The 8,786-nt window shown below is 38.8% G+C and carries 8 protein-coding genes; 4 read left to right on the top strand and 4 right to left on the bottom strand.

Annotation, left to right across the window (positions count from 1 at the left end; translation table 11 throughout):
- Nucleotides 1-21 precede the first annotated feature (21 nt).
- Nucleotides 22-561: a DedA family protein gene (locus P20311_RS14550; RefSeq protein ID WP_008114238.1), complete on the top strand. Its 540-nt coding sequence runs from the start codon at nucleotides 22-24 to the stop codon at nucleotides 559-561.
- A 149-nt stretch (nucleotides 562-710) separates the two neighbouring features.
- Here the strand turns inward: P20311_RS14550 and P20311_RS14555 are convergent, their stop codons facing one another.
- Both P20311_RS14555 and P20311_RS14560 read right to left on the bottom strand, forming a co-directional pair.
- Nucleotides 711-1,475, bottom strand: coding sequence for a YdcF family protein (locus P20311_RS14555; protein WP_036985247.1), 765 nt, complete (start codon nucleotides 1,473-1,475; stop codon nucleotides 711-713).
- A 54-nt stretch (nucleotides 1,476-1,529) separates the two neighbouring features.
- On the bottom strand, nucleotides 1,530-2,417 hold the full coding sequence (locus P20311_RS14560; protein ID WP_008114241.1) for a LysR family transcriptional regulator: 888 nt from the start codon (nucleotides 2,415-2,417) through the stop codon (nucleotides 1,530-1,532).
- A 178-nt stretch (nucleotides 2,418-2,595) separates the two neighbouring features.
- Here P20311_RS14560 and P20311_RS19460 point away from each other — a divergent pair, with 178 nt between their 5' ends.
- On the top strand, nucleotides 2,596-2,721 hold the full coding sequence (locus P20311_RS19460) for a hypothetical protein (RefSeq protein ID WP_008114243.1): 126 nt from the start codon (nucleotides 2,596-2,598) through the stop codon (nucleotides 2,719-2,721).
- 149 nt (nucleotides 2,722-2,870) lie between these two features.
- Here P20311_RS19460 and P20311_RS14565 read toward each other — a convergent pair whose 3' ends face one another.
- Both P20311_RS14565 and P20311_RS14570 read right to left on the bottom strand, forming a co-directional pair.
- Nucleotides 2,871-5,240, bottom strand: a complete 2,370-nt coding sequence (locus P20311_RS14565; protein WP_008114246.1) for a GGDEF domain-containing protein — start codon at nucleotides 5,238-5,240, stop codon at nucleotides 2,871-2,873.
- A gap of 101 nt (nucleotides 5,241-5,341) precedes the next feature.
- Nucleotides 5,342-6,478, bottom strand: a complete 1,137-nt coding sequence (locus P20311_RS14570; RefSeq protein ID WP_008114248.1) for an ISAs1 family transposase — start codon at nucleotides 6,476-6,478, stop codon at nucleotides 5,342-5,344.
- A 211-nt stretch (nucleotides 6,479-6,689) separates the two neighbouring features.
- On the opposite strand from P20311_RS14570, the gene pyrC reads away from it, so the two are divergent.
- Both pyrC and P20311_RS14580 read left to right on the top strand, forming a co-directional pair.
- On the top strand, nucleotides 6,690-7,739 hold the full coding sequence (pyrC, locus tag P20311_RS14575; RefSeq protein ID WP_008114250.1) for a dihydroorotase: 1,050 nt from the start codon (nucleotides 6,690-6,692) through the stop codon (nucleotides 7,737-7,739).
- 419 nt (nucleotides 7,740-8,158) lie between these two features.
- Complete coding sequence (locus P20311_RS14580) at nucleotides 8,159-8,362, top strand: cold-shock protein (RefSeq protein WP_004588138.1); 204 nt, start codon at nucleotides 8,159-8,161, stop codon at nucleotides 8,360-8,362.
- The last annotated feature ends 424 nt before the right edge of the window (nucleotides 8,363-8,786 follow it).

Genomic DNA, 8,786 nt, shown 5'->3' on the forward strand with positions numbered 1-8,786 from the left:
CTTTAAGTTGAGCAGTACGGGTTGTTGGTTTATCTGTTATTTTTTGGTTATTGTGCGTTAAAAAGTGGTTGGCTACCTTTGTTCGCAGGCTATGCTGCACATACTGGCGCACTAGATGTTGGTTTTGTTGCTTTGGCTGCTTTTATGGGTGGCTACTTGGGCGATGAATTACGCTTTGCTATAGCAAGAGCGTATGGCGCGGCATCGCTTGAAAAACCAGGCCGCCTTGGTCGATTATTTAAAACAGCCAGTGAGCTTGCTGAACGCCATGGCACAGCCTACATTTTTTTATATCGTTATCCTAAAGGATTACGCACGATTGGTGCCCTTCCCGTAGGGCTTAAAGCAATTAGTTGGCGCCGTTTTAGTGTGTTAAATGGATGCTCTGCACTGCTATGGGTTATTGTTTTAGTCGGTGGAGGCTACATTTTCGGTGCTACTTTTGATGCTTTAAGTGTTGAGAATTTAACAGCACTAAGTCTGCTACTTCTTTGCGTATTTTTAGTGACACTGTACCGGATTTGGAATAAAACAGCTGAGGTTAAAGCTCACCAAGAATAACAAAACAGCCAACGCTATTTTTAGTTAAAGATGTTATTTTAGTCAAACAAACGAATATTCAGTTTGATTTTTTCATAACCCCCTGTGAAAACGCAAATAATTGCGGTTTTTTAGGGGGAATTTACCCAGCGTAATAAGCGTTAACTTAATTAAAGTGCTTCAGGGTTAATTGTACGGCGTACATTTATCCACGCATTGCCAATAACTTCATGAGCATACTGGGTGACTACTAGTAGTGCTTTTGCATTGGGTATGAGTTGTTTATACCAAGGGAAAGCGGCAAAGTTGTGGTAGTCGGTTGCGGCAGGGATAACGTTAATGCCTTGCGCATTAAATAAATTTTTTGCTCTGGGCATATGGCTTACTGAGGTGACTAAAGCGACCTTGTAATCAACGAGTTTTGAGGCTAAAAGTTTTGCCTCTTGGGCGGTATCCATTGCGTTTGGATTTTGCACAATACGATTTTTATTAATACCTAAGCTAATTGCGGTTTTATACATTAACGCGCTGTTGGTGACTTTCTCATACCCCCCACCTGAAACAATCAGCTGCGCATGAGGATAAATGTTAGCAAGTCTCATTCCTTCCACCAAACGGGTTAACGCACAATTACCTAACTGACTGTTAGCACTCAATGCAGGGTTGGGGTTTATGTCACAGCCAAGCACCACAATTTTATCTAAATTGGGGTGTTTAAGATAATTAAATGCTAATGAGGTTGGTTGGCTATTTTTAATCAGTAAGTTGGCCACCAAAGGGATGCTGGCAAGTAGCAAAGTTACAAGGCTCATTAAAGATAAAGCGATTGCGACTTTTCGTTGTTTGAGCGCAAAAATAAGTAATATTAGGCTTACTAAACCCAACAAAGGTAACGGCATGAGCAAGCCGCCCAGTATTTTTTTTAGTTCAAACATAATGAGCAACATGGTTAAGTATATTTATTAGCATGTTACTCATAAGTTTAAGGTTTATCGACCGTTATTTAATTTACAGGTGTTTAAAAAGTGACGATAAACTGGATTGTCTTTCATATCTTTTTTCATCGCTAAGTACATTGGACGAGTTAAACCAAGCGCGCCCAGTGGAATTGACTTAATTAACCCTTGGCTTTCATACGGGGTTACTAACCAATCGGGTAAGGCGGCCACACCCATACCTGCACTGACTAATTGAAATATAAGTAAACCTTGATCAACCGTCTTTAGCGTACCGTCAAAACGCGCATTTTGGATGAAATGCTTAAATATATCCTGGCGCTCACGCGGAATAGGGTAAGAAATAATAGTTTCGCTTTTCAAATCAAGCGCAGTTACATAGGCTTTTTTCGCTAAGTCGTGATCTGGTGCCACAATCAGTTTCAGCTTAAAGTCAAACAAATGGGCGTATTCGAGTTTGTCAGGGTCGCGAATATCTGATGTAAGCACGAGATCTAATTCATCATTTAATAAGTCTGGGATAGCGTCGTAACTAAAGCCACGCTCGTAATCAATTTTTATATCAGGCCAAAAGTTATTAAATTCTTTGATAGTAGGCAATAACCAATGAAAACAGGCGTGACATTCAACGCTTAAACGCAGCTGCGAAATAGGCTGGTTTAGGCTTTCTTTGAGTCGGCACTTGGTGGCTTCTAATTTAGGTAATATTTCGTGTGCTAATTCAAGTAATAACATACCTTGAGGTGTAAATCGGACTGGCTGAGTTTTACGCTCAAACAACTGGCAGTCTAATTTGTTTTCTAAATCTTTGATTTGATGTGATAAAGCTGACTGAGTTAAAAATAGTTCGCGGGCTGTATTGACGAGAGAACCCGTTTCTTTAAGGGTAGCAATTGTTTTTAAGTGTTTAATGTCAATCATCTTTAATAATTCTCAAGGTAAAAGTGAGTTTGGCTCAGATTGACTACATACTACGCCTTTACAAAAAACGTTTCAACGTCTAGATGGCTAAAATTATCTATTATTTACTAAAATATGCCCTTAAAGTTAAATTAACTAATGTGGGTACTTTAGTTGTTACTGGTTTGATGAGTTTGGCATGAGTTTAGCTCAAGTTGTATTGTTGGGTTATGCAGCGGCTATTAAAAGCGCGTTATGGGCAGGGCAGCTTAATAAATGGCACTGGTTTTTAAGAGGGATAAGTAATTATCACAACGCGCAATAACAGGTATGTTTTTAATGGGCTAAAGCTTAAAGAGCAACAACATGTTTTATTACTTCAAAACTAAGCGCTTAAATAAACGAATGGGTATTACGGGGCTTACTTTTTACACCTTTTTGGTTGTGAAAAAGTAAGCCTTTTGATAACAGCTACTACAGCGGTTTGTGGATAAGCTTAATGGCGTGTTGTGCTGTAACTGGTTTTGACTTTAAAAAGCCTTGCCCGTAATTACATTGGGTGGCTTGTAAAATACTTAGTTGCTCTTGGGTTTCGATTCCCTCAGCCACAACTTCAAAGTTTAGTGATTGCGCTAATGAGAGAATGGCCTCTACTAATGGGTTATTGGTTTTGTTGAGGTGATCGATAAAGCTTTTATCTATTTTTAAAATATGAATAGGTAATTGGTGTAAGTAACCAAGTGCTGAGTATCCAGTACCAAAGTCATCTAAGCATAACTTTACTTTAAGTGGGGCTAGCCCTTCTATTATTTGAGTTGCTAAATCAAGGTTAGCAATAAGCCCTGATTCAGTGATTTCTAAACACAACGACCCTAAAGGCAGTTGGTATTTATTATATAATGCGTGAACTTGGGCAACAAAGTCGAGGCTGGCAAAATGACGCGATGACACATTGACCGTTACTTTTAAAAAGCGATGCCCTAATGTGTGCCAGTGCGCAATATGTTGTGCAGCGAGGTCAAGCAAGTGCAAATCGAGGTTAATAATTTGCCCGGTGGTTTCGGCTATCGGAATAAATTCATTTGGTGGCACAAACCCTTTTTTGGGATGGTGCCATCTCACTAATGCCTCAAAGCCGACAACTTCGCTTGTCGCTATAGTAAAAATAGGTTGAAAATAAAGCTCAAATTCGTTGTGTTCAATGCCGTGTTGTAAGTCGTTTTCTATATCGGCATGTGTTTTGAGCTTTTTACGCATGGTGTTATTAAAAAACTTAACTTGGCCACGCCCGCTTGATTTAGCTTCGTACATAGCGGCATCGGCTTGCTGTAATAGCAAATAGGCTTTATCGTCGCTGCTTTCACTAAAGGCGATGCCAATGCTGGTTGATGCTTGCAATAAATGACTATCCACATTAAGTGGCTTAGCAAGGGCTGTGTTTATTCGTTTTAACGCTTCGCTAACCTGGTTTCTGTGCGTGATGTTTTCCATAAAAATAGCAAATTCGTCGCCACCAAGGCGTGCAAACGTATCAGTGTTTCTTACGGTGCCTTTTATTAGCTCACAAATTTTAATTAAAAAGTGATCGCCAACCTCATGGCCAAGCGAATCATTGATACTTTTAAATCGATCAAAATCTAAATAAAGCAAGGCATGGCTCGTGCCTTTTTTAACACGCGATAAACGCAAAATTGCATGTTTAATACGCTCAATAAGTAACGAGCGATTAGCTAGGCCTGTTAGCTCATCATGCAATGCTTTGTGTTCAAGCTCTTGCCTTGCAAGCTGCCTATCTATGGCCATACTAATTTGCCTACTTACGTAGGTTAAAAGGGCGCTGTCGTGTTCGTTGTAATGAAGCTTTTTATCGTAACTTTGAACAACAATTACACCGCTTATTCTATCATTTGCTTTAAAAGGCACACCTAGCCAGGATTCAGAAAGACGGCCAACAAGTTTAAAGTCGCCGTTATCTATATGTTGCTGATAATCGTTTTGATTTAATAGCAGTACACGGTCTGATTTTAGTAGGTAATACGAAGCTGTGTCTTTTAATTGCTCTTTTGATATTTTTTTGTGGGCGTGCGTTTGAATGCCTTCTTCAACGATGTAAACCAAATCGAGTATGTCTACTTGCTTATCGTAAAGGGCAATAAAAAAGTTATCTGCAGGAAGTAAGCTATTTATTATGCTGTGAAGAGACTCAAAAAAGGTATCTAGGTTACTGGCTTTATACGTTAAGTTAGCTATTTGCAGTAAGCTGTTTTCAAGCTTTTGCGCATCATTTAACTGTTTTACTGTGTGCTTTAAGCTATTGACCGTGTTTACTTGGTTTAGCTTAGCACTTAATAAATGTGCAACCGTGGTTAATATTTCTAGGTGGGCGTTTGTGAAGTAGTTTTTTATTGGATGTTCACAATCAATAACCCCTAAAACATGATCCTTGTATATAAGTGGCACGCACAACTCTGATTGAGCAGGGCGCTCATCAGCAATGTAGCGAGGGTCTTGTGTTACGTCGCCAATAATAATAGCTGTGCCTGTACGGGCAACATAACCGGTTATACCTTCATTAAAGCCAATAACTTTGCGCTCTGCTTGGTATTCGTCCCTGGCGTGGGTTATGCCCATAGAAGCGACTTGATTTAGCTGTAAACGTGTTTCATCAGCCAGGTAAATAACACAATCAACAAACCCAAGGCGGTTTACTACTTGAGTGGTTACATACTCAAATAACTCTTCTAGGGTATCGAGCTGTAATAAGCTTGAGGAAAACTGATTTATTATGCTGAGCTGTTCAGTTTTAACTTCGAGCGCTTTATAGGTATCGATATGATTCGACATAGGGTAATTTTATTCTTTTTATTTATGTTAGCACTGGCAAGTTAACATAAATAAAAAGCATGTTCAAAATAAAACGCTTAAACGAGTGTAATCGTCCACGGCTAGCGCATTTTAATCCCAGATTCTAACAGGGTTGAGCGATAATCATCGTCTAGCCCTGCCATTTTCTTTTTTCTCGCCATACTGGCTGTTTTAGTTGTATCTTGTTTAAATAACGCCATGGCTATTTTTCTCATTACGTTAAAAACAAGGGGTCCTTGCTTCTTACGGATTCTTGATTCATCTTCCCTAAAGTTCATATCCAACATCCAATGCATACTTTCAACCTGCCAGTGGCTTCGTACCGCATTAAGTGCTTGCTCCGCACCTAACGCTAACGAACTAATATACCAACGCGTTTCTATCGTGTCTGTACCTGATGATTTATCGTGAACCTCAGCGGTTACTTGAATAACACTCTTTAAGCCAGACCATTGGTAGATTTTATCTAACCAGCTTTTATCAATAAGCAATTGCTGACAAACCCTTGTTTCAATGCGCCCATGCCCTGAGCTTATTTCGGTATGTTTATCATAGTTGCTATTGGTCAATCCTTCGCGCTCACTCTTGTGCCACCAAGCTTCTAATTCACTCTGCATACCTGAATGATTACCTTTGAGCGCTAGGATATAATCAGCTTTTTGTTTAATTATTTGTTTCGCTATTTCTTGCTGGCAGCCCATAGCATCAAGTGTAATGATGCTATTTTCAATATCTAGCATGGTGAGTAACTCAGGTATGGCTGTGATTTCATTTGTTTTGCTATCAACGGCTGTTTGCCCTAAAACTAACTGGTGTTGGCAGCTCCATGCACTGACGGTATGTAAAGCACTTTTTCTATCTTTGGTTGTAAATGAACGACGTGCAGTTTTTCCATCCATAGCAATAATATCAGCACCCGTGGTTTCAATAAGTGAAGATATCCAAGATTGAAATGCATGCTCTATTTCATCTGATTTTAACCGATAAATGACACGGGCTATGGTGTCGTGTCTTGGAATACCCGCGTTGAAAGCGCCATATCTTTTTAACCAATCAAGTTTTAGATGCCCAAAGTCTTCAATATCCTCCCATCCTTGTGCACCGGAGATTACTGCACTAATGGCTAAAAGGAGAATATCGATAAGCTCATGCTTTTTACAGCGTTCAATGCGAGGATCGGTAATTGAATTAAAGTGTTTCAGAAAAGTAGCGCTCATATTTTACGTGACCAAGGTGATTATTATGCCTTGATCTGATCACTACATATTCTATAAGTTCAATTTATAATGATCTTGCCGTGTGTAATCGTCGTTAAACTTAAACCCAATAGCATTTTGCAGCACTCATAGAGGGGAATAGTTTAGATAACACTTTACTAGATCTTTCCATATGCCTATGATCGGATAAATTCAGCCGTGGAAAAAAGTAATGAGCATTAATACCGATTCAAAAAACACATTAACCATAACTCGTCCTGATGATTGGCATGTACATTTACGCGACGGGGATCAGCTAAAAGATACAGTACGTGATATTAGCCGCTACATGGGCCGCGCCATCATAATGCCAAACCTTGTACCGCCAGCCACGTGTACTGAAACCGCATTATCGTACCGAGAGCGCATTATGGCAGCGAAACCTCAAGGGCAGTTTGAGCCACTAATGGTACTTTATCTTACTGATAAAACGACACCAGAAGAGATAAAAAAGGCAAAAGCAACGGGTAAAATATTTGCAGCTAAATTGTACCCAGCGGGTGCAACCACAAATTCAGATTCTGGCGTAACATCGGTTAAAAATATTTATCCGGTGTTAAAAGCAATGCAAGAAGTTGGCATGCTGTTACTCGTCCATGGTGAAGTAACCGACTCGTCTATTGATATATTTGATCGTGAAAAAGTGTTTTTAGAGACTATTCTAGGCGATGTTGTCGCTGACTTCCCTGAGCTTAAAATTGTTCTTGAACACATAACAACGAAAGATGCGGTAGAATTTGTAGAAAGTGCCTCTGATAACGTAGCCGCTACAATTACTGCGCATCATTTACTATACAACCGTAACCATATGTTAGCAGGGGGCGTTCGCCCACATTATTATTGCTTACCTATATTAAAGCGAAACATTCATCAGCAAGCACTTATGGCGGCGGCAACGAGTGGCAATAAAAAATTCTTTTTAGGCACTGATTCAGCGCCACATTATAAAGATAAAAAAGAAGCTGCATGCGGTTGTGCAGGTGCTTACACTGCACATGCTGCTATTGAACTTTATGCTGAAGCTTTTGAAGAGGCTGGTGCGCTTGATAAGTTAGAGGGCTTTGCAAGCCATTTTGGTCCAGATTTTTATGGCTTAGCACGTAACACCGACACTATTACCTTAGAAAAATCGCCTTGGACAGTGCCGGCAAGCTACTCGCTAGGTGACTCTGAAGTAGTACCAATCAAAGCTGAGAGCGTTATTGACTGGCAAGTTAAATAGTAATATTTAAACACTAAACTTTAAACCACCTTAAATTCAAGGTGGTTTTTTATTTTAAGTGGCTAAAAAACATACTGATAAAAACTATTTTAAAGCAATTGTAATCTGTTTATAAAAAATACAATATTTTGCTTGTTATTTTCTATAAAAATTAAAAGGTTACACCGTTGTTAGTAAAACAATGAAACTTCAAAAATAAATCCTAATTAATAGAGCTAAAAAATTTTTAATGTGTTAATCTTAATTGGCTTTGAGTTTTTGCGTATTGAATTACGGTATTGTGCTGCGTTTAAGGTTACCGGTTTGGTTATTACTTCTTCCTGTACTATCACCTCCAGTTTTTTGGGCATTGACTCAGGGAGGATATTGCCATAATTATATGGCTGAATTTTAATTATTGACTTACAGGAAAATTTAGTATGTCGGTTACTGGTAAAGTAAAATTTTTCAACGAAGCTAAAGGCTTTGGTTTCATTGAACAAGAAAATGGTCCTGACGTGTTTGTACATTTCAGCGCAATCACTGGTTCTGGTTTTCGCACTCTTAGCGAAGGTCAAGCAGTGACTTTCAGCATCAAGCAAGGTCAAAAAGGCCCTGAAGCTGAGAACGTAGAAGTAGCATAATTTATTATGTGAACCTAAGTTCATCGTGGTGAAGCACTAACCTGTTTCACCATAATTCATATATCTCTAAAGCTTTTCTATCCCTTTGTAATTTCCCTCATATATTAATACTATCACCTAGTTTTAAACTTCTACTCATTTGTTTGATTACAAACTCTTATGTTTTAAGTATTTTATTGGCCAATAATTGCACATTAGTTATTTAACCTTATGGCTAATCTAACAGCCTCATACGGATTTAGTTATTGCTGAGGAAATACATATTTAAGGTTGAGATTCGTACTTGGGAAAATACAAAAAAAGGCCTGAGTGTTTATGCTACAAGGGAGAAAAAACACAGGTGTTAATAAAAATGATTTTTTGTAATCGGTTTCCCCTCCTTTGTATTGCTTTTTAGATAATCGGCACGTCCTTATTACTATGT

It is taken from the genome of Pseudoalteromonas sp. BSi20311 (assembly GCF_000239875.1).
Taxonomy (GTDB): Bacteria; Pseudomonadota; Gammaproteobacteria; order Enterobacterales; family Alteromonadaceae; genus Pseudoalteromonas.

Excerpts from the sequence above, each read along its gene's own strand:
- P20311_RS14555 (WP_036985247.1), bottom strand. The coding sequence starts at position 1,475 with ATGTTTGAACTAAAAAAAATACTGGGCGGCTTGCTCATGCCGTTACCT.
- P20311_RS14560 (WP_008114241.1), bottom strand. The coding sequence starts at position 2,417 with ATGATTGACATTAAACACTTAAAAACAATTGCTACCCTTAAAGAAACG.
- P20311_RS19460 (WP_008114243.1), top strand. The coding sequence starts at position 2,596 with ATGAGTTTAGCTCAAGTTGTATTGTTGGGTTATGCAGCGGCTATTAAA.
- P20311_RS14565 (WP_008114246.1), bottom strand. The coding sequence starts at position 5,240 with ATGTCGAATCATATCGATACCTATAAAGCGCTCGAAGTTAAAACTGAA.
- P20311_RS14570 (WP_008114248.1), bottom strand. The coding sequence starts at position 6,478 with ATGAGCGCTACTTTTCTGAAACACTTTAATTCAATTACCGATCCTCGC.
- pyrC (WP_008114250.1), top strand. The coding sequence starts at position 6,690 with ATGAGCATTAATACCGATTCAAAAAACACATTAACCATAACTCGTCCT.
- P20311_RS14580 (WP_004588138.1), top strand. The coding sequence starts at position 8,159 with ATGTCGGTTACTGGTAAAGTAAAATTTTTCAACGAAGCTAAAGGCTTT.